The organism is Polaromonas sp. P1_H6, from assembly GCF_056405195.1.
In genome coordinates, this window is sequence record NZ_JBFUCN010000004.1 from 63901 (window position 1) to 86371 (window position 22471).

At 64.5% G+C, this 22471-nt stretch carries 28 protein-coding genes; 14 read left to right on the forward strand and 14 right to left on the reverse strand.

The features are described from left to right. Positions 1-73 precede the first annotated feature (73 nt). From panC to AC1D1F_RS05075, 3 genes are all read left to right on the forward strand, one after another. Positions 74-922, forward strand: coding sequence for a pantoate--beta-alanine ligase (gene panC, locus AC1D1F_RS05065; RefSeq protein ID WP_477676549.1), 849 nt, complete (start codon positions 74-76; stop codon positions 920-922). A gap of 12 nt (positions 923-934) precedes the next feature. After that, entirely contained in the window at positions 935-1414 is a 480-nt protein-coding gene (locus AC1D1F_RS05070; protein ID WP_477676550.1) for an N-acetyltransferase family protein, read from the forward strand. A gap of 90 nt (positions 1415-1504) precedes the next feature. Then, positions 1505-1834 (forward strand): cupin domain-containing protein, encoded by a 330-nt coding sequence (locus tag AC1D1F_RS05075; RefSeq protein ID WP_477676551.1) that lies wholly within the window; start codon positions 1505-1507, stop codon positions 1832-1834. A 25-nt stretch (positions 1835-1859) separates the two neighbouring features. Here AC1D1F_RS05075 and AC1D1F_RS05080 read toward each other — a convergent pair whose 3' ends face one another. From AC1D1F_RS05080 to AC1D1F_RS05095, 4 genes are all read right to left on the reverse strand, one after another. After that, positions 1860-2879: an NAD(P)H-dependent glycerol-3-phosphate dehydrogenase gene (locus AC1D1F_RS05080; protein ID WP_477696347.1), complete on the reverse strand. Its 1020-nt coding sequence runs from the start codon at positions 2877-2879 to the stop codon at positions 1860-1862. 54 nt (positions 2880-2933) lie between these two features. After that, positions 2934-3401: a protein-export chaperone SecB gene (gene secB / locus AC1D1F_RS05085; protein WP_477683527.1), complete on the reverse strand. Its 468-nt coding sequence runs from the start codon at positions 3399-3401 to the stop codon at positions 2934-2936. Between the two features lie 90 nt (positions 3402-3491). Continuing rightward, positions 3492-3755, reverse strand: a complete 264-nt coding sequence (gene grxC, locus AC1D1F_RS05090; protein WP_007867884.1) for a glutaredoxin 3 — start codon at positions 3753-3755, stop codon at positions 3492-3494. 107 nt (positions 3756-3862) lie between these two features. Beyond that, complete coding sequence (locus AC1D1F_RS05095) at positions 3863-4273, reverse strand: rhodanese-like domain-containing protein (RefSeq protein WP_477676554.1); 411 nt, start codon at positions 4271-4273, stop codon at positions 3863-3865. Positions 4274-4406: 133 nt separating this feature from the next. On the opposite strand from AC1D1F_RS05095, the gene gpmA reads away from it, so the two are divergent. From gpmA to AC1D1F_RS05110, 3 genes are all read left to right on the forward strand, one after another. Beyond that, positions 4407-5150: a 2,3-diphosphoglycerate-dependent phosphoglycerate mutase gene (gpmA, locus tag AC1D1F_RS05100; RefSeq protein ID WP_477676555.1), complete on the forward strand. Its 744-nt coding sequence runs from the start codon at positions 4407-4409 to the stop codon at positions 5148-5150. Positions 5151-5334: 184 nt separating this feature from the next. Then, positions 5335-6774 (forward strand): S41 family peptidase, encoded by a 1440-nt coding sequence (locus AC1D1F_RS05105; protein ID WP_436157399.1) that lies wholly within the window; start codon positions 5335-5337, stop codon positions 6772-6774. 108 nt (positions 6775-6882) lie between these two features. Next, positions 6883-7638: a HesA/MoeB/ThiF family protein gene (locus AC1D1F_RS05110; RefSeq protein ID WP_477676556.1), complete on the forward strand. Its 756-nt coding sequence runs from the start codon at positions 6883-6885 to the stop codon at positions 7636-7638. 9 nt (positions 7639-7647) lie between these two features. Here AC1D1F_RS05110 and AC1D1F_RS05115 read toward each other — a convergent pair whose 3' ends face one another. Continuing rightward, positions 7648-9669 carry an AsmA family protein gene (locus AC1D1F_RS05115; RefSeq protein WP_477696348.1) on the reverse strand — a complete coding sequence of 674 codons (2022 nt, stop codon included), beginning with the start codon at positions 9667-9669 and terminating at the stop codon, positions 7648-7650. A gap of 412 nt (positions 9670-10081) precedes the next feature. On the opposite strand from AC1D1F_RS05115, the gene AC1D1F_RS05120 reads away from it, so the two are divergent. Continuing rightward, the gene (locus tag AC1D1F_RS05120) at positions 10082-10462 is read left to right on the forward strand and encodes a response regulator (protein ID WP_477652513.1); all 381 of its coding nucleotides are present in this window, start codon (positions 10082-10084) and stop codon (positions 10460-10462) included. A gap of 2 nt (positions 10463-10464) precedes the next feature. Here AC1D1F_RS05120 and AC1D1F_RS05125 read toward each other — a convergent pair whose 3' ends face one another. Further along, the gene (locus AC1D1F_RS05125; RefSeq protein WP_007867910.1) at positions 10465-11097 is read right to left on the reverse strand and encodes a response regulator; all 633 of its coding nucleotides are present in this window, start codon (positions 11095-11097) and stop codon (positions 10465-10467) included. 157 nt (positions 11098-11254) lie between these two features. Between AC1D1F_RS05125 and AC1D1F_RS05130 the strand changes: the two genes are divergently transcribed. From AC1D1F_RS05130 to AC1D1F_RS05160, 7 genes are all read left to right on the forward strand, one after another. Continuing rightward, positions 11255-12571 (forward strand): sensor histidine kinase, encoded by a 1317-nt coding sequence (locus tag AC1D1F_RS05130; RefSeq protein WP_477700672.1) that lies wholly within the window; start codon positions 11255-11257, stop codon positions 12569-12571. A 235-nt stretch (positions 12572-12806) separates the two neighbouring features. Continuing rightward, positions 12807-12971 (forward strand): DUF1328 domain-containing protein, encoded by a 165-nt coding sequence (locus AC1D1F_RS05135; protein ID WP_007867921.1) that lies wholly within the window; start codon positions 12807-12809, stop codon positions 12969-12971. A 114-nt stretch (positions 12972-13085) separates the two neighbouring features. Next, the gene (locus AC1D1F_RS05140; protein ID WP_477676861.1) at positions 13086-13469 is read left to right on the forward strand and encodes a hypothetical protein; all 384 of its coding nucleotides are present in this window, start codon (positions 13086-13088) and stop codon (positions 13467-13469) included. Positions 13470-13500: 31 nt separating this feature from the next. Further along, positions 13501-13866, forward strand: coding sequence for a hypothetical protein (locus AC1D1F_RS05145; protein ID WP_477676862.1), 366 nt, complete (start codon positions 13501-13503; stop codon positions 13864-13866). A gap of 22 nt (positions 13867-13888) precedes the next feature. Further along, entirely contained in the window at positions 13889-14338 is a 450-nt protein-coding gene (locus AC1D1F_RS05150; RefSeq protein WP_477676863.1) for a hypothetical protein, read from the forward strand. Next, a complete protein-coding gene (locus tag AC1D1F_RS05155) occupies positions 14335-14895 on the forward strand; it encodes a ferritin-like domain-containing protein (protein ID WP_477652508.1) in 561 nt (186 codons plus the stop codon). Before AC1D1F_RS05150 ends, AC1D1F_RS05155 begins: the two co-directional genes overlap by 4 nt. Positions 14896-14988: 93 nt before the next feature. Then, complete coding sequence (locus tag AC1D1F_RS05160) at positions 14989-15303, forward strand: BON domain-containing protein (protein WP_477652507.1); 315 nt, start codon at positions 14989-14991, stop codon at positions 15301-15303. Positions 15304-15410: 107 nt separating this feature from the next. On the opposite strand, the gene AC1D1F_RS05165 is transcribed toward AC1D1F_RS05160, so the two are convergent. From AC1D1F_RS05165 to aspS, 8 genes are all read right to left on the reverse strand, one after another. Next, positions 15411-15917: a BON domain-containing protein gene (locus tag AC1D1F_RS05165; RefSeq protein ID WP_477676865.1), complete on the reverse strand. Its 507-nt coding sequence runs from the start codon at positions 15915-15917 to the stop codon at positions 15411-15413. 165 nt (positions 15918-16082) lie between these two features. Beyond that, positions 16083-16607 (reverse strand): thermonuclease family protein, encoded by a 525-nt coding sequence (locus AC1D1F_RS05170; RefSeq protein WP_477696349.1) that lies wholly within the window; start codon positions 16605-16607, stop codon positions 16083-16085. 89 nt (positions 16608-16696) lie between these two features. Beyond that, a complete protein-coding gene (locus tag AC1D1F_RS05175) occupies positions 16697-17449 on the reverse strand; it encodes a DUF429 domain-containing protein (protein ID WP_477676867.1) in 753 nt (250 codons plus the stop codon). An 80-nt stretch (positions 17450-17529) separates the two neighbouring features. After that, the gene (locus tag AC1D1F_RS05180) at positions 17530-17952 is read right to left on the reverse strand and encodes a BLUF domain-containing protein (RefSeq protein WP_436157645.1); all 423 of its coding nucleotides are present in this window, start codon (positions 17950-17952) and stop codon (positions 17530-17532) included. 2 nt (positions 17953-17954) lie between these two features. Beyond that, positions 17955-18677 carry a GTP cyclohydrolase I gene (gene folE, locus AC1D1F_RS05185; protein ID WP_477652504.1) on the reverse strand — a complete coding sequence of 241 codons (723 nt, stop codon included), beginning with the start codon at positions 18675-18677 and terminating at the stop codon, positions 17955-17957. 134 nt (positions 18678-18811) lie between these two features. Next, positions 18812-20041, reverse strand: coding sequence for a cardiolipin synthase ClsB (gene clsB / locus AC1D1F_RS05190; protein WP_477676868.1), 1230 nt, complete (start codon positions 20039-20041; stop codon positions 18812-18814). 134 nt (positions 20042-20175) lie between these two features. Then, positions 20176-20622 (reverse strand): dihydroneopterin triphosphate diphosphatase, encoded by a 447-nt coding sequence (nudB, locus tag AC1D1F_RS05195; RefSeq protein WP_477676869.1) that lies wholly within the window; start codon positions 20620-20622, stop codon positions 20176-20178. A 23-nt stretch (positions 20623-20645) separates the two neighbouring features. Then, complete coding sequence (aspS, locus tag AC1D1F_RS05200; protein ID WP_477676870.1) at positions 20646-22451, reverse strand: aspartate--tRNA ligase; 1806 nt, start codon at positions 22449-22451, stop codon at positions 20646-20648. Positions 22452-22471 lie beyond the last annotated feature (20 nt).

Consider the following 22471-nt stretch of genomic DNA (forward strand, 5'->3'; position numbering starts at 1 on the left):
CGTTGACGCAGCCAGCCCCCATCCCAACCTTCCCCCAGAGGGGGAAGGGGTAACACCCCAAGGAGAACAAAAGATGCAGATCGTCCACACCATCCCCGAACTCCGCGAGGCCCTCAGCCCCTACAAGCGCCCGGCCTTTGTCCCCACGATGGGCAACCTGCACGACGGCCACATCGCGCTCGTCAGGCAGGCCAAGCCGCTGGGTGACGTCACCGTCTCCAGCATCTTCGTGAACCGCCTGCAGTTCGCGCCGCATGAGGACTTCGACAGCTATCCGCGCACCCTGGACGCCGACGCCGAGCGCCTGAAAGCCGCCGGCTGCAATGTGCTGTTCGCACCGCTCGAAAAACACCTCTACCCCGAGCCACAGACCTACAAGGTGCATCCAGCCACCGACTTGAGCGACATTCTGGAGGGCCACTTCCGGCCCGGCTTTTTCATCGGCGTGAGCACCGTGGTGCTCAAGCTGTTCAGCTGCGTGTTCGCCGGCATGCCCTCAGGCGTGGCGGCCTTCGGCAAGAAGGACTACCAGCAGGTCATGGTGGTGCGGCGCATGGTGCAGCAGTTCGCGCTGCCCATCGATATCCTGGCCGGCGAGACCCAGCGCGCCGAGGACGGCCTGGCGCTGTCGTCCCGCAACGGCTACCTGAGTGCGACCGAGCGCGCCGAGGCTGTGGAGCTCTCCAAGGCCATACGCGCGCTGGGCGAGGCCGCCCGCGCCGGCGGCACGCCCGACCTGCCCGCGCTGGAAGCGCAGGCCATGCAGGCGCTGGCGCGCCGCGGCTGGAAGCCCGACTACCTCACCGTGCGCCGCCGCGCCGACTTGCTGGCGCCCCAGGGCCCGCTGGCCGGCGAGCCGCTGGTGGTGCTGGGCGCGGCCAAGCTGGGCAGCACGCGGCTGATCGACAACCTGGAAATCTAGGGTGCCGCCGGCATGAGCGCAGTGTCCATCCGCCTCGCCGCCCTGCCCGACCTGCCGGCCGTGGCCGCGCTGTTTGACGCCTACCGGCAGTTCTACGAGCAGCCCGCCGACGACGGACTGGCCTTGCAGTTCATCGGCGACCGCATGCGGAACCAGGAATCGGTGATCCTGGTCGCCCAGGCTGCGGATGCTGCGCAATCGCTGGTGGGGTTTTGCCAGCTCTACCCCAGCTTCTGCTCGGTGATCGCTCAGCCGATCTTGACGCTCTACGATCTTTATGTGGCGCCCCCAGCACGCCAGACCGGTGCCGGCCGCGCGCTGATGCAGGCGGCCCACGACCATGCGCGGCAGAACGGCTTCGCGCGGCTGGACCTCAGCACCGCCAGGACCAACCACAAGGCGCAGGCCCTGTACGAATCTTTGGACTGGGTGCGCGACGAGGTTTTCCTGTACTACAACAAGGCGATTCCCGGGGCGGTGGTGCCGGCCTGATCAGGTCAAACGCGGGGACGGGCGACGCCGGCCTTGGGGTATAAAGTTCCCAGGCTTGGCATATTGCCCCCACGTTGCAGGAGTTCCACCATGGCCATTCCCCACGCCGCTTCCGGGCAGCTGATCAACGTCCAGCCGCTGGCGGGAAAACTCTCGGAAGCCAGGACCGTCGCGCTGTTCAAAAGCGATGAACTGGAAGTCATGCGCCTCATCGTGCCGGCCGGCAAAACCGTGCCTTCGCACCAGGTCAAAGGCGAAATCACCGTTCAATGCCTGGAGGGTGAGGTGGCCTTCACCGCGAACGGCCAGACCCAGCCCATGAAAGCCGGCCAGTTGCTCTGGCTGGCAGGCGGTGTGCCGCACGGCCTGACGGCGGTGCAGGACGCCTCGCTGCTGGTGACGCTGCATCTGTGCAAGTAGCCACGCCTTGGCGTGAAGTGGAGATTCAGGCCAGTTCGGCCGTAGGCCCGCGTCCCATCAACATCGCCACCGCTTCGGCGGGTTGGAGCTTGCCGTCCAGCAAGGCCACCACGCTTTGCGCGATCGGCATCTCGACGCCCAGGCCGGCGGCGCGCTGCACCACGGTGCGGGCGCAGTACACGCCTTCGGCGACATGGCCCAGCGAAGCAACCGCCTGCGCCAGCGTCTGGCCCTGGGCCAGCAACAGGCCCACCTTGCGGTTGCGGCTCAGGTCGCCGGTGGCCGTGAGCACCAGGTCGCCCAGGCCCGAGAGGCCGGTGAAGGTTTCAGCGCGGGCGCCCAGCGCCACGCCCAGGCGCGTCATTTCGGCCAGGCCGCGCGTGATGAGCGCGGCGCGGGCATTCAGGCCCAGCTGCAGGCCGTCGCAAAGCCCGGTGGCGATGGCCAGCACGTTCTTGACGGCGCCGCCCACCTCGACGCCAACCACGTCGTCATTGGCATAGACGCGCAGGGTGGCGCCGTGGAAAGCGGCGACCAGCGCATCGCGCACCTCGGCATGCTCGCTGGCGGCAACCAGCGCCGTCGGCTGGCCGCGCGCGACTTCGAGCGCAAAGCTGGGGCCGCTGAGCACGCCGGCCCTTAAATCGGGGGCGGCCTGGGCGCGGATTTCATGGACCATCAGCCCGAACGGCGAAGGCGAAGAAGCAGCGTCGGCCACCGGCGCTTCAAAGCCCTTGCTGAGCCAGGCCACGGGCGCGCTGGCATGCTGCAGGCTCTGCAGCATGCCACGCGCCGCCGAGACCGGCGTGGCCAGGATGATGAGGTCTTGCCCGGCCAGGGCCTGGACCAGCGGCGCATCGCCGCCCTGCAGCACCAGGGCCGGAGGCAAGGCAATGCCGGGCAGGTAGCGGGTGTTGGTGCGTTCGGACTTCAGGCTTGCAAGCTGCGCCGCATCACGCGCCCACAGGGTGACCTGGTGGCGCGAGGCGCTGCTGACGGCCAGCGCCGTGCCCCAGGCACCCGCGCCAATGACCAGTATTTTCATGAGGGCGTCATGAGGACATCATGAGGCGGCCGGGGTGCTTGCCCCGGCGGGCCATCACACGATGATCTGGGAAGCGGCCGGTGCGGCGGCTGCGGCTTCGGCCTGCTGCTGCTCGTACATGGCCTGGAAGTTGATTTCGGCCATGTGCACGGGCGGGAAACCGCCGCGCTGGATCACGTCGGCCACGTTGCCGCGCAGGTAGGGGTAAACGATTTGCGGGCAGGCAATGCCCAGGATGGCGCCGAGTTGCTCGGGCGGCACGTTGCGGATTTCAAAGATGCCGGCCTGCTTGGCTTCCACCAGGAACACGGTCTTGTCGGCGATCTTGGTCTGCACGGTGGCCGTCACGGCGACTTCGAACAGGCCTTCGGCGATGGGGGTGGCACCCACGCCCAGTTGGATGTCCACGCTGGGTTGTTCCTGGTTCAGCAGGATTTCGGGGGAATTGGGCTGCTCCAGCGACACGTCCTTGAGGTAAACGCGCTGGATCTGGAATACGGGGTCAAGATTGGCTTCAGCCATGATGTTCTTTCGGGTGCGGGAAGGGGGATCGATGCGCCGGCAGGCCGGCGGCCAGCGCGCATTATCTCAGGCAATTCCTGCCTCAAAAATTCAGGCAGGATTATTCAGCAATGGCATCAGGCCGCCTCGGCCGTCGAGGGCCATCAGGTCGTCGCAGCCGCCGACGTGGGTTTCGCCGATAAAGATCTGCGGCACCGTGCGCCGTCCCGTGATGTCCATCATCTTCTGGCGTTCGCCGGGCACCATGTCGACGCGGATTTCATCGAGTTCGGTGACGCCGCGCTGCTTGAGCAGCTGTTTGGCCTGGATGCAGTAGGGGCAGGTGCCGGTGGTATAGATCTTGACGGTTTGCATGGTTTCTCCGGATCGCGCCGGCGTGGGCGCGGCGCGGGGAAAGTGGATGAAGCGGGGCAGGCCGGCTGAGGCAGGTTTCGTGCCCGCCCTGGCCAGCCGACCCTCATTCAGGCCTTTTCGAGGGGAAGGTTAGCTTCTTTCCAGGCTTTGAGCCCGCCGCCCAGCGATTGAGCCTGCTCGTAGCCGAGCTTTTTGGCGACGGCGACGGCACGGCCGGCGCGCGCGCCGGTGGCGCATACCAGGATCAGGGGAAGGCCCTTGTTCTTGACCGTGGCGGGCAATTTGTCTTCCAGCTCGCTGAAAGGCACGTTTTTGGCGCCCGTGACGTGGCCGGCGGCGAATTCGTCGGCTTCGCTGACGTCCACGACCACCGCTTTTTCGCGGTTGATCAGCTGCACCGCGCCGCTGGCGGTCAGTGCGCCGGCGTTCATGCCACTGGCAATCATGGGCCAAACCAGCATGCCGCCCGAGGCGAGCGCTATCGAAATCAGCATCCAGTTATCGATCAGAAATTTCACGGTATACCCTTTGTGTATTTTTCGGCTAACCCGTGATTTTAGAATGGAGGGAGAAAAGGCCCCGCCGGCCACCCTCCCTATTCCCCTTTTTTCCCTCTTTTCTCCCTTTTTCTCACTCTTCATCCCTCCCACCATGTACAAACTCGTGCTCATACGCCACGGCGAATCGACCTGGAACCTTGAAAACCGCTTTACCGGCTGGACCGACGTGGACCTCACGGAAACCGGCATCGAACAGGCCAAAAACGCCGGCAAGCTGCTCAAAAACGAAGGCTATGAGTTCGACCTGGCCTACACCAGCGTGCTCAAGCGCGCGACCCGCACGCTGTGGCACACGCTGGATGAAATGGACCGCACCTGGCTGCCCGTGGTGCACAGCTGGCGCCTCAACGAACGGCATTACGGCGCCCTGCAGGGGCTGAACAAGGCCGAAACCGCGAAAAAATTCGGTGACGAGCAAGTCCTGGTCTGGCGCCGCAGTTACGACACGCCGCCGCCGCCGCTCGAGGCGAACGACCCGCGCAGCGAGCGTGACGACCCGCGCTACGCCAGGCTGCAGCCCGGCCAGGTGCCGCTGACCGAATGCCTGAAGGACACCGTGGACCGCGTGCTGCCTTTCTGGAACGAATCGATGGCGCCGGCCATCAAGGCCGGCAAACGCATCGTGGTGGCGGCCCACGGCAATTCCATACGCGCGCTGGTGAAATACCTGGACAACATCTCCGACAGCGACATCGTGGGACTCAACATCCCCAACGGCATTCCGCTGGTCTACGAACTGGATGCCGGGCTCAAACCGCTGCGCCACTATTACCTGGGCGACAGCGAGGCTGCGGCCAAGGCCGCGGCGGCCGTGGGCGCACAAGGCAAGGCCTGATTCCTCCCGAGGGCTCGTCTGGCCTGGTTTTTGTAAAAGTCCTGTAAATAGCCGCCGTTTCGCCTCTTTTTTCGCACCGTGCCGCGCCGGGGGCGGAACTGGGGCTCCCGGCCTTTCTCCAAGGTGTATATTGCTTCCCACAGGGGGAACAAGGGTTCCCCAACAGGCTAAAGAAGGTATTTTTATGGGTCAGAAGCTCAAGATAGCAGGCTGGATTTCAATCGGCGCCGTGGCAGGGGCCCTCACCACAGTGCAATTGCAGGCGGTGGCCCGCGCGGGCATCGCCCCGCTGCCACTCGAGGAGCTGCAGCAGCTGGCCGCCGTTTTCGGCATGGTCAAGAGCGATTACGTGGAGCCGGTGGACGAGAAAAAACTCATCACCGACGCGATCTCCGGCATGGTCGCCAGCCTGGATCCGCATTCGGTCTATTTCGACAAGAAGTCCTTCAAGGAATTCCGCGAAGGCACGACCGGCCGCTTTGTCGGCGTCGGCATCGAAATCAGCCAGGAAGACGGTCTGGTCAAGGTGGTCTCGCCGATCGAAGGCTCTCCCGCCGACCGCGCCGGCCTCAAGCCTAACGACCTGATCACGCGCATCGACGACACCGCCGTCAAGGGCCTGACGCTCAATGAAGCCGTCAAAAAAATGCGCGGCGAACCCAAAACCAAGGTGCTGCTGACGATCTTCCGCAAGGACGAAAACCGCACCTTCCCGGTCACCATCACGCGGGAAGAAATCCGCACCCAGTCGGTGCGTAGCAAGGTGGTGGAACCCGGCTACGCCTGGATACGCCTGAGCCAGTTCCAGGAACGCACGGTCGACGATTTCGTGACCAAACTCGAGCAGATCTACAAGCAGGAACCCAACCTCAAGGGCCTGGTGCTCGATTTGCGCAACGACCCGGGCGGCCTGCTGGATGCCGCCGTCGCGGTATCGGCCGCCTTCCTGCCCGAAAACGTCACCGTGGTGTCCACCAACGGCCAGCTGGCCGAAAGCAAGTTCACCTACAAGGCCTCGCCTGAGTTCTACCAGCGCCGCAACGGCTCCGACCCGCTCAAGCGCCTGCCCGCGGCGCTCAAGACCGTGCCGCTGGTGGTGCTGGTCAATGAGGGCTCGGCCTCGGCCAGCGAAATCGTGGCCGGCGCGCTGCAGGATTACAAGCGCGCCACCATCATGGGCAACCAGACCTTCGGCAAGGGCTCGGTGCAGACCGTGCGTCCGCTGGGGCCCGACACTGGCCTGAAACTCACCACGGCGCGCTACTACACCCCCAGCGGCAAATCCATCCAGGCGCGCGGCATCGTGCCCGACGTGATGGTGGACGACACCGCCGAAGGCAGCCCGTTTGCCGCCCTGCGCACCCGCGAAGCCGACCTGGAAAAACACCTTAACAGCGGCCAGGGTGCCGAAGTCAAGGATGCCAACCGTGAAAAAGCCCGCGAAGCAGCCATGAAACGCCTCGAGGAAGAAGCCAAGAAGACGCCGGAACAGCGCCGCCCGCCTGAACTGGGCAGCGACAAGGACTTCCAGCTGGCCCAGGCGATCAACCAGCTCAAGGGCCGGCCCGTGCTCGTCAGCAAGACGGCCGTGGTGGAGCCAAAGAACGAGAAAAAAGAGAACTAAAGCCGTGACGGGATAGCGCCGGAGACGCCGGTCTTCCCGGTTTCGTTTCTCGCGCGTCTCGCGCCTTTTTCCCCGACTGCCTTGCCCTCACGGCAGTCCTCCCTCCCCATGACCGACGACCAGCTGCTCCGCTATTCCCGGCACATCCTGCTCGATGAAATCGGCATCGAAGGCCAAGACAAGATCCTCAAGGCGCATGTGCTGATCGTCGGGGCCGGTGGGCTTGGTTCGCCAGTCGCGCTCTACCTGGGCAGCGCCGGTGTCGGCCACCTCACCATTGCCGACCATGACCGGGTCGATGCCACCAACCTGCAGCGGCAGGTCGCCCACACCCTGGGCCGCGTCGGCGAATTCAAGGCCGAGTCCGCGCGACAGGCCATCGCGGCGATCAACCCCGACGTCGAGGTCACGCCGGTCACGCAGCGGGCTGAGGGCTCGCTGCTCGACCGCTTGGTCGGCGAGGCCGACCTGGTGCTCGACTGCACCGACAACTTCGCCACCCGCCACGCGATCAACCGCGCCTGCGTGAAGCATCGCAAACCACTGGTCTCAGGCGCGGCCATCCGCTTCGATGGCCAGGTCGTGGTCTTCGACGCGCGCGATGCACGGTCGCCGTGCTACGCCTGTGTGTTCCCCGAATCGGAGCTGATGGAAGAAGCGCTCTGCGCCACCATGGGGGTGTTCGCGCCGCTGGTCGGCATCATCGGCAGCATGCAGGCGGCCGAGGCCTTGAAGCTGATCTGCGGCGTGGGTGAGGCGCTCACCGGGCGCTTGCTGATGCTGGAAGGCAAACGCATGGAGTGGAGCGAGATGAAACTGGCGCGCAACACCGCTTGTGCTGTCTGCGGCAGCGTTCACGGCTGAGCGCTGCTTTTATTTGACGGCCGGTGTCTGCGTCGGCATACGCGAACCGGCACTGGATGCAGCGGCCTGTTTCAGGATCGCGACGCAATTTTCATCCTGGCCCGGCCCGGTTTCGATGGTGGCGGCCAAAGCCAGCAGCGGATTGACCACGCCCAGCGCCAGCGCGATGCCGGCCCGGCCGGCCAGCGCGCTCTTGTCTGGCCCCGCCGACGGCGCCGCGAAGGTGCCGCCTATCCTCAAGGGCGACCTGAAGCTCAGGATGCTGCGGTCCTTGGGCGCCGGGTCCAGGATCAGGTCCAGCGTTTCATCAGCCAAGCTGATGTTGCCGCGCCCGTTGATCACCGTGTCGGTGGTGTCCAGCACGATGGTCTTGGTGCTCATCAGGCCTTGTTTGACCTCAAACGCGGCAGCCGCGCAGCGCAGCTGCACATTGCGGTCGCCGCGCACCAGGAACTTGATGATTTCTCCGCCGTCCAGTCCCATGAATTCAAGCAGGATGTTGCTGATCTCGCCTTTGCCCATCAGCACGGCCACATCGCCGGAGGAAGTGCCCAGCATTTGCGCCAGCGAATTGCCCCGCCCCTTGAGGTCGAACTGGCCGCTGATTTTTCCGAGGCTGCTTTTGCTGGTCTCCACCGCCGGAAAGAGCTGGTTTAGCTGCACCGCGCGCAGGTCCAGCCGCGTCGCGAAGCTCGCGGGCATCACATTGGAATCGATGCGTATGCTGCCGGCCACCGTGCCGCCCGCGATGCCCAAGGAGATCGGCTCCAGCTGCAGCACGCCGGCGCTCAGCTTGACGTGGACGCTGCCTTTGTCGAGCGGCAGGACCTCCACATGCCGGATGTCGGATGCGGAATACACCACATCGGCATTCATGGCCTTGAGCCGGGTGACGTCCAGTGTCGCGACGGGCAGGACTTTGCGCGATGCGCCGCCGGGCGTGCTTCTTTTTGCCGGTGCGGGTTCATCCTCTGCCTTGGCCGCCGCCGCTTTCGTGGGCGTGGGCCCGGCTGGCGGAGGCAACCCGATCACTGGCGCCAGATCGGCGAAGTCCAGCAATTTTGACTGCACCTTGCCGGTCAGCAGCGGCACCGCAGCCGACTGGTCGAAACTGAGCGCGCCGCCGAGGTCCGAGCTTCCCAGCGTGCCCTGGATCTGGCTGGCGGCCCAGACCTTGCCGTGCTTGGCCAACTTGCCGCGCAGCTTGTAAGGGGGGGTGGAAGGCAATACCACGCCCAGCAACTTGTAGAGTTCTTCCAGGTTGCGGCCCTGCAGGTCGAAGCTGGCATCCACCCCCGCGAGTTCCGCGAGGTTGGCGATGGTCCCCTTGGCCTTCAGGCTGGTCTTGCCGGCCACCGCGTTCACCTCGATGGGAAAAGGCGCTTCGAGGTTCTTGCTCAACTGCAGCACGCCGCCGGTGCGGCCGCTGGCGCTGAAGGCCTCGCCCTGCCATTTCCCCTTGGCCTTGTAGCTCAGCGGCAACTGGCCGGCGGTTTCCTGCGCGAGCGAAAAATCCACATGGATGTTCGCACCCTGCGCTGCCGCCTGGTAATCGACGCTGCCGCCGTCGATCAGCAGGGCATCAATGCGCGGGGTGGCGCCTTCGTCGGAGGTGTCGCGTGACAGCGCCCAGGTCCTGCGTCCGTCGGGCTCCATCTGCAAGCCGATCTCCGGCGCCGTCAGCGCGATGCGTGGCAGCACGACCTTGCCCAGCAGCAGCGGCAGCAGCTTGATGTCGAACTCGGCCGCTTGCGCCTTGACCAGGTACGGCTTGTCGGCCCATTCGGGGTTGGCGAACTCCACACCGTCGGCCCTGACCGTGACGGTGCGCCCCAGATGCACCGACAGGTGCCGCGTGATTTCAAAGCGCCGGCCCAGCTGGTCCGAGACATGGCGGTTGATGGGGCCGCGCAGCACATCCCAGGGGAAAAACACCAGCACCAGGACAAGGACGGCCAGCACGGCGGCAATGCCGGCAAGCCATCTTCGCCAAAGGACCGGGTGGGACTGTGTGTCGTTCATGGGTGGCATGGAGGGTCAAGCCTGCATCAAAAGGAAGGCGTGAGGCTTGCCATGCAGTGGCCGGGAAAGGCGTTGGAAACACTGCCGAACATGCGCCGCCTCCCTGCGTTTGTGGGTGTGATGTCCGCGTCGGGAACGGCGCAGGGCTCTGTTTTCTATGTGCCTCACTATCGACCGGAATCGCACAACGCAACAGTCGGCAGGCGCCACAACACACTGTGGGCATGTGCCTACAGCCCGCAAGCGAGCGTCTGGTGTGTGGGCAAATCGGGGGGCGTAGGAGCCCTCCTACAAGTGCTGGCCTTGGCCGCTGGCAGAATGGGCCCTGATAAAAGATACATTAGGAAACAAGAGACTCTCGAATCCTTTGGACTTTCGTAATACTTCGAGAGCCACGACGCCTCCTACCTGGACCTGAGCAGTGAGACTGAAAACGTACATCGTAGAAGACAATCCCACGATTCGTGAAAACCTGATCGGGACGCTTGAGGAATTGGCACGCATTGATGCCGTGGGAACCGCAGAAACCGAGAACGAAGGCAAGGCCTGGCTGACGGAAAACAGCGGGGACTGGGATCTGGCGATCGTTGACCTGTTTCTCAAACAGGGAAGCGGCCTGGGCGTGCTGGCCGCCTGCAGGGATCGCCCTTCGCGTCAGAAGGTCGTGGTCCTGAGCAACTACGCGACGGCCGATATCCGCCAGCGTTGCACCCAGCTGGGTGTCGACGCAGTGTTCGACAAATCCAACGAGATCGACGCCCTGGTGGACTATTGCATCCAGCAGAGCGCCGCCGTCGATTGAACTCAGTCGATCAACTTGTTCTTGAGGGCGTAGTAAGTCAGGTCGCTGTTGGAGGAAAGGCTCATTTTTTCCATCACGCGCGTGCGGTAGGTGCTCACCGTCTTCACGCTCAGCGACAGCGCCTTGGCAATGTCGCCCGCCGTTTCACCCTTCGCCAGTTTCAGAAACACCTGGAACTCCCGCTCGGACAGCTGCTCGTGCGAAGCCACGTCGTTGGGCCGGTTCAGCTGTTGCGCCAGCAGCTCGGCGACCGCCGGGGTGATGTAGCGTTTTCCCAGCGAGATCACGCGGATGGCGTCGACGATTTCGGAGGGATCGCACTCCTTGTTGAGGTAGCCGCTGGCGCCTTGCCGAATCAGGTTGACCGCATAGTGTTCCTCGGGATAGCCGCTCAGGATCAGAATGCCGACATCGGGCGCCTTCGCGCGGATCATGGCCAGTGCATCAATACCGCTCTGCCCGGGCATGGACAAATCCATGACGAGGATGTCGAGTTCGACATTGCGAACCAGGTCAATGGCCTCGCGGCCGCTGCCGGCCTCGCCGACGACGCGCAAGTCGACCTGGTCCGAGAAAAACTGCTTGAGCCCGGAACGCACAATGGCGTGGTCGTCCACAATTCCGATTTTGATCATGTCGCTGTCTTCCTTATAAAGCCCGCGCAAGCCGGCGGTGCCGTGAAAGAGAGATGCCGGGAACGGCACCTGCTTTAATTTTCAGCATCCATTATTGACGAATTCTTCACCGAAGTACCAAACGGAGTTTGCCGTGAAACCATTTGCGATACCCAGAATGGCCATCAGCCTGCCCTTGGCGGTGCTGGCTGCCGCCTTCCTCATCTTCATCAATGAGGCGAGTTTTCGCAAGTCTACCGAGGCGGCGGCCAGCATTGAAGAAGCGCAGTTGACGCGCGGCGCCATCAATAAACTTCTGCAGCATATGCTGGACGCGGAAACCGGCCAGCGGGGCTACCTGCTGACAGGCGACGTGCGCTACCTGGAGCCTTACAACGCCGCCCTGGCCGATATCGACGACAACCTGAACGCGCTGCGCCAGCTGTTCACCCCGTACCGGGAGCAGCTCGGGGAATTCGGCCTGATGTCGCGGCATGTCTCGCGCAAGCTCGCTGAAATGGACCTGAGCATCCGCATGCGCAAGGAGGGCAACGAGGACGCCTGGAAATTCGTGCTGACCACCGACGTCGGCAAGGAGCATATGGAGGCCATCCGCGCGCAGTCCGCCAAGCTGGCCGCCAGCAGCGTCAGCAAAATGGAACAGGGGCAAGACCAGATCAGGCGAACGCTACAGCTGTCGCGCATCGGCGTGGCCACCATGGCGCTGGCGGGCCTGCTGGCCTTCTACATGTACCTTCTGCAGACCAAGGCCTTGCTGGCTTCCGGCCGCCGCGAGCAGGAGTCGCTGCAGCGCGAGCGCGACTTCCTGGAAGTGCAGGTCCGCGACCGGACCGCCAACCTGGCCGAGCTGGCCACCCACCTGCAGAACGTGCGCGAGGACGAGCGCGGCCACCTCGCGCGCGAACTGCACGATGAACTGGGCGCGCTGCTGACGGCGGCCAAGCTCGACGTGGCCCGTTTGAAGTCACGCCTGGCGGGCAATCTGCCGGAAGCCGCGGAACGGCTGACGCACCTGACCAACACGCTCAACAGCGGCATCGCGCTCAAGCGCCGCATCGTGGAAGACCTGCGGCCGTCCTCGCTGTCGCACCTGGGCCTGGTGGCATCGCTGGAGATCCTGGCGCGCGAGTTCGAGGAACGCTCGGGCCTGTCCATCACCACCGACCTGGAATCCGTCGAACTCGGCGGCTCCGCGCAATTGACGGTCTACCGCCTGGTGCAGGAGTCGCTGACCAATATGGGCAAATACGCGGAAGCCAAGCAGGCCGAAATCAGCCTGCACAACTTCGACAGCTACATCACTGTCGAGGTCAAGGACAACGGCAAGGGCTTCAAGGTCGGCAGCGTGAGCGCCGGTAGCCATGGGCTGGCCGGCATGCGGCATCGCGTGGAAGCCGCCGGCGGGCGCCTGACGGTCACCAGCACCGAAGGCGAAGGCACCAAAATTTCCGCGGTGCTGCCGAAGACGCTTTGAGCATCGCTGGCCCGAAGACGCGTCGATCCCTTTGGTTGGCCGCGGCGGCGACGCGCATACGACGCGCAAAAGCTGCGTAACAAACTGTCGGCCCCCTCCTACAGGGCATGGCCATTCGAACTGACACAGGCACACGCTGGCAGCCGATGAGGCAAACCAGGGGCGCTCACTAAGCTTGGCTCAAGGCCGTTTCAAACGAAACAAGGGCCGCACACCCACAGCCAAGGAGCCCAAGATGCTGCACTACTCCGTCGTTTTCCTCGTCATCGCGCTGATCGCCGCCGTCTTCGGTTTCGGCGGCATCGCGGCCGGCGCCGTCGAGATCGCCAAGATCCTGTTCTTCATCTTCGCCGTGATGGCCGTGGTGAGTTTTGTCATCAGCCTTCTGCGCAAGAACTGACGGCCCCCGCGTTTTTCACCGGAGCTTCCCCGCACGAGCCGCGTCACCCGGTGACCCGGCTTTTGTTTTCCCTTCTTCTTTTCACTCCTCCCTTTAACCCGCCAAGGATTTGCCATGAACACCCAGACCGCCGCCAACACCGCACGACAAACCTCCGATGAATTGCTGCAGACCGCCGAGAAGGCCGTGGGCACCACCCGCAGCTACGCCAACGAAGCCCTCGACAAGGCCGAGAACAAGGTGCGCGACCTGCGCGGCAGCGTCGACCCCATGGTCGACATGCTGGCCTCCAAGGCCCAGCACCTGGCCCGCCAGAGCCTGGACCTCGCCGCTGAAGCCAAGGAACGCGCACAACGCTCGCTGTCCAATGCCGCGGGCGCCACGTCGCGCTACGTCGCCGACCAGCCGCTGCGTTCCGTGCTGATCGCTGCGGCGGTGGGCGCCGGTGTCGCGCTGCTGATCTCCTCGGCACGCCACCGCAACCACAACCGTTACTGAGCCATCGCCGCGATCAAAACCACCCAGCCCTATGCTCCACCCTCTTTTCTCCACCATCGTGCAGCGGCCCGACCTGGTCGTGGACCATTTGTCGGCCTATGCGGCGCTGTTCCAGGAAGAAGCTTCCGAAGCCGGCTCCGAGCTGGTGGTGCGCGTGGTGGCCTGGGTCGTGGCGGTTGTCGCGGCCGCTGTCTTCCTGGGCCTGGCCGGCACGGCTGCGATGCTGGGGATGCTGCACAACCAGTTCCACTGGGTGCTGGTGGTGGTGCCGGGCGTCGCACTGGCGATTCTTGTCGTTGCCATAATGCGGGCGCGCAAGCCTTTCGCCACGGAACGCTTTCCCGAACTGAAGGCGCAGATCGACAGCGATGCCCGTGCCCTGCGCACGGCCGCATAAACACCGTGCCGAAGACCGCGCCATGACATCGCTCACCCAGCCCACACCGCAGGAAAGACTGGCTAGCAGCCGCAAGGCCATCGTCCGGCACATGAGCCGCGACAAGCTGTCCCACGATGAGCAGGAGCACTCCGGACAGCACGGTGAAGAAGATCCTGAACACGCCGGGGGCGGAAGCTGGGGCTTCATCAAACACGCGCTGGGAGCCTGGTGGCAGCACCACCCCGTGAGCGCCGCGTTCAGCCTGGCGCGGCCGGTGCTCGGCGATTACGCCAGGGAAAAACCCCTGCAACTGCTGGGCATCGCCGCCGTGGCGGGCGCGGCGGCCGTGGCATTCAAGCCCTGGCGGCTGGTGTCGCTGGGCAGCGTGCTGCTGGCCGCGCTCAAGTCGTCGGAGCTCTCCGGCGCCTTGCTGTCGATGCTCTCCAGCCCGGTGCAAAGCAACGAACAGACTCAAAGGACACCCCCATGAACTCCTCCGTTATTTCCAAACTCCCCACAGCGGCGTCCGGCGAACTTGTGCTGGACGAGACCGGCCTGGACGCGGCCCGCAACAGCCTGGCCGACGGCGCCATCACGCCGGCCTACGGGCCGCACCGCGATGCCATCGTGAAACTGCTCAACGACGCCCTCGCGACGGAACTGGTCTGCGTGCTGCGCTACAAGCGCCACTACTTCATGGCCAGCGGCGTGTCGTCTCCGCCCATCGCCGACGAATTCCTGGTGCACGCCAACGAAGAATCCGGGCACGCGGACCGCATCGCCAGGCGCATCGTGCAGCTGGGCGGCGAACCCGATTTCTCGCCCGGCACGCTGCTGCAGCGCAGCCACGCGGACTACGACGAATCCAACGACCTGAAGACCATGGTGCGCGTCAACCTGGTCGCCGAGCGCATCGCGGTGGAGACCTACCGCCAGATGATCGCGCTGATCGGCGACAAGGACCCGACGACGCGGCGCATGCTCGAAGACGTTCTTGCCGACGAGGAGGAGCACGCCGACGAACTCAAGGACTGGCTGGAGAAATAGCGTTACCGCAGGCCGGTGGGCGTGGTGCCGCCCATCTGCAGGCTTTTTTAAACTTGCACCAAACCAATGACATCAACTCAAGAGGAAAACAATATGAAATACGCTCGCGCAATTGCATTCGCCGCTCTGGCAGGCATCACCATCATTGGCAGCGGCTGCGCTGTCGGGCGTGGCCAGGAGTCCGCAGGTGCCTATGTCGACGACGCCGCCATCACGACTTCCGTGAAGGCGAAATTCGTCGAAGACAAAACCGTGGCGGCCTCCTCCATCAAGGTGGAAACGCTCAACGGCACGGTCCAACTGTCCGGCTTCGCCAAATCCTCAGCGGAAAAAGCCCAGGCTGAAAACATTGCCCGCAATGTGAAGAACGTCAAAGCCGTTCGCAACGACATCGTCGTCCGCCCATAAACGGTTTTGCAAGGCCGGCCGCCCGCGAGGCGGCTGCAAAAAGGCAGGCATGGTTTCCCATGCCTGCCTTTTTTTTGTGTCCGGCCGGATAAGACCGACAGCCTGGACTAGCCGGCAGCCTTCACCACCAGTTTGTTGTCCACCGAGTTGACGCCTTTGACGTCTTTGGCCAGGCTACCGGCCTTGTCGCGGGCGGCCGCCGTGGGCGCGGAGCCATTGAGAGTCACGGCACCGTTGCGGGTGTCCACGTTGATCTTGAGCACGCTTAAATCGGGGTCCTTCGCGAACCCGGCGGTAACGGTCGTCGTGATCGTGAGGTCGTCGATTTTTTCACCGGCTTTGGCGGCCATGTCCTTGCCAGAAGACTCGGCGCCCTGGGTCGCGTTCTTCACCGCGGCGCCGGCACTGGCCATTTCGCTTTCAGCCTTGGCCTTGGCCCTGGCGGCCGCGTCTTCGGTTTTGGCAATGGCTGAGTCGAGTTGCTGGCCGGCGGTTTTCCCTTCATCCTGCTTGTTGCAGGCCGACAGCGCCATCGCCACGGAGAGCGCACCGAGGACAGCCAGGGGGCGGAGGGAATGGCCCGCATGCAAGGGGTTGGAAAGCTTGGAAATCATGATGGCTCCTTGTTGGGAATGTGCGCTGGCCCGGCCTGGGCTGGGCTGGTCGGGCGCTGGGGGATGGCGAAGCAGCGTTCGCGCACATTCACTCTAGCCAGCGAGCCCGTTGCCGCACATCGGCGCCGGCTGAAACAGCCGTAGGACAAGGGACAGCGCGCGCGGCTAGTGGCAGCTTCCGTGCCGCTTGCGAAACTGCGCGGGATACACAGGCGGAACACCATGCGCCGGCGAAAAAACCCCCAGCCCCGCGGCCTTGGCGCGCCGCTGCTGTACGGCGTATGGGCCGGCGCCGCCGCGGCTGCGGTAAGACCAGGCCAGGCCCTGCGCCACCATCCATCCGCCTGTGTCTTCGCCCTTGAGCGTGATCTTCGCCAGCAGGCGGCCATAGTCGTCATGATGCCGGCCATGCACCGCCACGCGCTGGCCCAGCAGCTTTCGCATGAGCGCGTCGCGGGAGGCGGTACCGCCGGCCTGGCAGATTTCCGGCGCGTCTATGCCGTTGATGCGAACGCTGATGGGCTTGCCTCCGCCGGGCGGCCGCACCCTGACGGTATCGCCGTCGACCACATAGCTGACGACACCGGACCAGGCCGGCGCCGAGGATTTGCCCGGTGAAGAGGCTTGGGCCGGAAGAAGCCATGCGACCAGCAATGCAGCTGTGGCAAGAGTGCGTGAAAGGGAAGACATTGTCCGAAGAGGCCCGTGAACTGCGGAAGGAAGGGCCTTGAATATACTGGACAAACAAACAGTACGGTTCACCCGCCTTCGCGCAGATCTCAGGCCGTGACGATCCAGCCTTCGAGCGGGTCCATCTCGAGCGGCAAGCCATAGCGCGGTGCGCCCTGCCGCAAGGCCCAGGCCGCCTGCATCAGGCACAGCACGGCGTCCAGGCTGTCGCCGCTGGCGTCGTCGGCCAGCGCATCGCGCTGGGCATGGCTGACCTTGAGGCGCAGCCCCAGCCGGGTTTGCCCGTTTTCCAGCGCGGTGATCAGGTCTTTACGCGCGATCAGCCGTTCCGGCGTCTGCTTGGCCTTGTCGTCGCTTTTGTACGAGCGACTGCCCAGCACCTCGCGCGCCAGCAGGCCGGGGTAGCCCTCCAGCGCGACACGGTTCAGGTCACCCTGGTGCAGGCCGGGCAAGTGCACGCCGGCTGCCAGCAGCCGGGGCACGCCGGCATGCAACATGTAGGCGACCGGCGGGTTGACCCATTTCATCGAGGGGCTGGAGCCGGCCGGCCCGTCGGCCGCGCGGTGGGCGAATTTCCGCCCGGCGGGGCGGGCATCGCAAAAGGCGGCAAAGGCGGTGCGGATGTCGGGCCGGCTCAGGGCGGCATAGTGCAGCATCAGCTCCGGCCATTGGCCGGGCCAGCCGAGTTGCTCGACCAGTTCGCGCGGCAGGCCGAAGGGGAAGTCAAAAGCACCCAGCCAGGCGGGCTCGCGGCGCAGCCATTGCTCGAAGCCGTCCAGCGACTCGATGCGCTCCAGGCCCATGAGCAGCACGCGGCCGCCCGCCGAGGAGCCAGTGGCCATCACAATGGGTTTGCGGCGGCTCGGGCTGCTGGAGAAATCGCAGCCCAGAAGCAGCCCGGTCACCGGCGCTGCCGCCAGGCTCAAACGCGCCCGCAGATGGAGGCGGTGGCCATCAGGTCTTCGAGCAGCGCGTACGAAACCTTGCCGGAGACGGAATAGGGATCGAGCTCGGCTTTCTCGGAGTACTTCAGCAGGATGGAATGGTTGAGCTTGGAGAGATTGACCTGGCCCATGGTCCAGCCGCCGAAACGCCGCTCGGAAATTTCCTCGAAGTGCAGCAGCACCACGTCCTTGTGGCGTGCATCGTGCTGGATATGGCCGAACAGGTCGCTGACCGCCATGCGCCCGCCTTCAATGGCCTGCAGGAAGATGCCGCCGCCGTAGCAGAGGATGCCGGTGATGCCGGTGGCCGGGTTGTGCTGGCGCGACTGCGACAGGATGCCCTCGATGGCTTCGGGACTGGTGTCGACCGCGCGGCTTGCGTAAAGTAAACGTACCAACATGCTTAGCCTTTCTGCGGAATCAGGGCGAGGAATTCGCGGCGCAAGGTCGAGTCCTTGAGGAACACGCCACGCATCACCGAGTTGATCATCTTGCTGTCCATGTCTTTCACGCCGCGCCAGGCCATGCAGTAATGGCTGGCCTCCATCACGATGGCCAGGCCGTCGGGCTGGGTTTTTTCCATGATGAGGTCGGCCAGTTGCACCACGGCCTCTTCCTGGATCTGCGGGCGGCCCATGACCCATTCGGCCAGGCGCGCGTATTTTGAGAGGCCGATCACGTTGGTGTGTTCATTGGGCAGCACGCCTATCCAGATCTTGCCGATGACCGGGCAGAAATGGTGGGAGCAGGCGCTGCGCACCGTGATGGGCCCGACGATCATGAGCTCGTTGAGGTGCTCGGCATTGGGGAATTCGGTGATGGTGGGCGGCTGCACATAACGGCCCTTGAAGACCTCATTAAGGTACATCTTGGCCACGCGGCGCGCCGTGTTGTTGGTGTTGTGGTCGCCGGCGGTGTCTATCACCAGGCTGTCGAGCACACCCTGCATCTTGACCTCGACTTCGTCCAGCAGTTTTTCGAGCTCTCCGGGCTGGATGAACTGGGCGATGTTGTCATTGGCGTGAAAGCGCTTGCGCGCCAGGGCGAGCCGTTCGCGGATCTTGACGGAAACGGGCGTACCCTCGCCGGTCGCGTCCTGGGGGGGCGTGTCGGATTTCATAAGCATGCCAGATATTACCAGCCTGACCCTGTGCCGTCTTGTCCGGAATTTGACAGGGTCTTTGGCATTTCTCCCTTTCCACATGGGCACAAGCAGCTATCAATTTGGTAGCTTGTTAGGGGCAGCGCGGCCTCAAGGCCTCAATAACGCTGGCCGGCCACCAGCAGCGCAAGCCGCACCAGCGCATAAGCCACCCAGCCCCGCAGGCGCTGGCCCAGGGGGCGGTGGCTGTGGGCGGCCGGCTCCATGCGCCGCCCCTGGGTCAGCATGGCCTCGCGCAGGATGGCCGCCAGGCCTTCGGCAAAGGCTTTGTCCTCGACCACCACATTGGCTTCGCGGGCCAGCAGCAAGCTCAGCGGATCGAGATTGGATGAACCGACGGTGGCCCAGTGCCCGTCCACCACGGCCACCTTGGCATGCAGAAAGCCGGCCTCGTATTCATGGATTTCCACGCCGGCCTCCAGCAGGGCGCCGTAAACGGGGCGGGCCGCGTGGTACTGCATGAAGTATTCGTAGCGTCCCTGCAGCAGCAGCGTCACGCGCACGCCGCGCCGCGCGGCCCCGATCAGGGCGCGCCGCAGCTTGCCGCCCGGCAGGAAATAGGCGTTGGCGATGATGATCTCGCGGTGCGCCTTGCCGATGGCCTTGCGGTAGGCGCGCTCTATGCTGCTGCGGTTGCGCAGGTTGTCGCGCAGCACCAGCGCCGCCCGCGGACCGGCGGCGCCGGCGCTATTGCCTGCGACAGAGGGCTCGGCCTGGGTGCGTCCGCCGTAGCCCGCCGCCTTGAACGTCTCCCACGCCGCGGTCATGTGCCGCTGCCGCGCGCTGTAACCCGCCTGCACGCGCCACCACAGCAGCGCCATCGCATCGGCGGCTTCCCGCGCCAGCGGCCCGGTGGCGGACACGGCGAAATCGACACGCGGCGCCTGAAGCTCGCCATGGTTGGGGTCGTAAAAATCGTCGAGCACATTGATGCCGCCGCAGAACACCGTGTGCTGGTCCACCACGCAGAGCTTGCGATGCAACCTGCGCCAGCGCTCAGGAAGCAGCAGGCCCAGGCCGCGCAGGCCCGTCCCCAGGGGCGAATAGACAAACCACTCGACCTTGGCCTGCGCGAATTTTTCCCGCCACTGCGGCGGCAGGGGGTTGGTGCCTATGCCGTCCACCAGCACCTGGACCGTCACGCCGCGGCCGGCCGCTCGCACCAGCGCCTCGGCCACCCCGGCCCCGGCGCCGTGAAAATCGAAAATGTAGGTTTCCAGCTGTATCCAGGTCTGCGCCGCGTCCAGTGCCCGGATCAAGGCGGGAAAATAATCCCGCCCGCCTTGCAGCAGTTGCAGCTCGCCTGTCTTGTGAAATGGGTACAGCATGGCCGGTGGCGGTCGTCCCTTGCGAGTGGCGAGAAGTGGGCGTGAGGTCCAGCCCATTTAAACCGAGCGGCCGGTGTTTGCCAATCCCATGAAACGCCAACTCACAAAGTGTTGCGCCTGCCGCGCCGCGCGGCTCACGCCATGAATGTCGGCAGCAGCAGCACCGCTTCGGCGTTCGAGGGTGAAAAGCACAGGTCGGCGGCCTCGTGGTGCGGCAGCCACCGCCAGGCGGTGTGCTCCGCGGGGTTGAGCCTCACCTCACAGGCATGGGGCAGGCACAGGCTGAAGACGTGTTCGGTGTTATGGGTGACGCCGGCTGCGTACCTGTGCAGCCAGACGGGATAAATCTCATACACATTGGACAAGCCCCAGTCGCGGAACTGCCCGGCCGCGGCTGCGATGCCGGTTTCCTCGAACACTTCGCGCATCGCCGTTTCCAGCAAAGGCTCATCGACCGTGTCTTTGGACCCCGTGACGCTTTGCCAGAAACCAGGATTGTCGGCGCGCTCTATCAGCAGCACCTCGCGTTGCGGCGTGTGGATGACCACCAGCACGGATTCGGGAATCTTGAACGGCTTCAAGGCATCCCCTCCCCGCTGGCATTTCAGACTGGCTGGGGATTGCGCAGGCGGATGTGCAGTTCGCGCAGTTGCTTTTCGTCCACCGGGCTGGGCGCATGCGTGAGCAAGTCCTGCGCGCGCTGGGTTTTCGGGAAAGCGATCACGTCGCGAATGGACTCGGCGCCCGTCATCATGGTGACGATGCGGTCCAGGCCGAAGGCCAGGCCGCCGTGGGGGGGTGCGCCGTACTGCAGCGCGTCCAGCAGGAAACCGAATTTTTCCTGCGCTTCCTCAGGGCCGATCTTCAGCGCGCTGAACACCTTGCTCTGGACTTCAGCGCGATGGATACGGACCGAACCGCCGCCCAGTTCCCAGCCGTTGAGCACCATGTCGTAGGCCTTGGCGATGCAGCGGCCGGGGTCGGTGTCCATCCAGTCCTCATGCCCGTCCTTGGGCGCGGTGAAGGGATGGTGCACGGCGCTCCAGCGCTGGCCATCCTCGTCGAATTCGAACATCGGGAAGTCCACCACCCACAGCGGTTTCCAGCCCTTGGTGAAAAGGCCGGTCTTCTTGCCGAAGTCGCTATGGCCGACCTTCAGGCGCAGCGCGCCTATGCTGTCGTTGACGATCTTGGCCTTGTCGGCGCCGAAGAACAGGATGTCGCCGTTCTGCGCGCCGGTGCGCTTGAGGATTTCGGCGATAGACGCGTCATGCAGGTTCTTGACGATGGGGCTTTGCAGGCCTTCGCGGCCTTTGCTCACATCGTTGACCTTGATCCAGGCCAGGCCCTTGGCGCCGTAGATCTTCACAAACTCGGTGTAGCCGTCGATTTCGCCGCGGCTCATCTCGGAGCCGCCAGGCACGCGCAGGGCCACCACGCGGCCGCCCACGGCCGTGGCCGGCGCGCTGAAGACCTTGAAGTCCACATCGGCCATGACGTCGGTCAGTTCGGTGAACTCCAGGTTCACGCGCAGGTCGGGTTTGTCGGAGCCGAAGCGGTGCATGGCGTCGGCATAGGCCATGACGGGAAACTCGCCCAGGTCGGTGGCCAGCACGGTCTTGAAGATGTTGCTGATCATGCCCTGGAACAGGTCGCGGATGTCCTGCTCGCCCATGAAGGACGTTTCGATATCGATCTGCGTGAATTCGGGCTGGCGGTCGGCGCGCAGGTCTTCATCGCGGAAGCACTTGGTGATCTGGTAGTAGCGGTCGAAGCCGGCCACCATCAGCAGCTGCTTGAACAGCTGCGGGCTTTGCGGCAGCGCGAAGAACATGCCTTCGTTGACGCGGCTGGGCACCAGGTAATCGCGCGCGCCCTCGGGCGTGCTCTTGGTCAGCATCGGGGTTTCGATGTCGATGAAGCCGTTGGCGTCGAGGAACTTGCGCGTTTCCATGGACACGCGGTAGCGCAGCATCAGGTTGTTCTGCATGTAGGGGCGGCGCAGGTCCAGCACGCGGTGCGTGAGACGCGTCGTCTCCGACAGGTTGTCGTCGTCAAGCTGGAAGGGCGGCGTCACGCTGGGGTTCAGCACGATCAACTCATGGCACAGCACCTCGACCTTGCCGCTCTTGAGGTTGTCGTTGGTCGTGCCTTCGGGACGGGCCCGCACCACGCCCTTGACCTGCACGCAGAATTCGTTGCGCACGCCTTCGGCGGTTTTGAACATGTCGGCGCGGTCCGGGTCGCAGACCACCTGCACATAGCCCTCGCGGTCGCGCAGGTCGATGAAGATCACGCCGCCGTGGTCGCGGCGGCGGTTCACCCAGCCGCACAGGCTCACGGTTTGGCCCATGAGGCTCTCGGTCACCAGACCGCAATAGTTGGAACGCATTTGGGAAACGATGGCCATAAAAATACTCGAACTTTCAG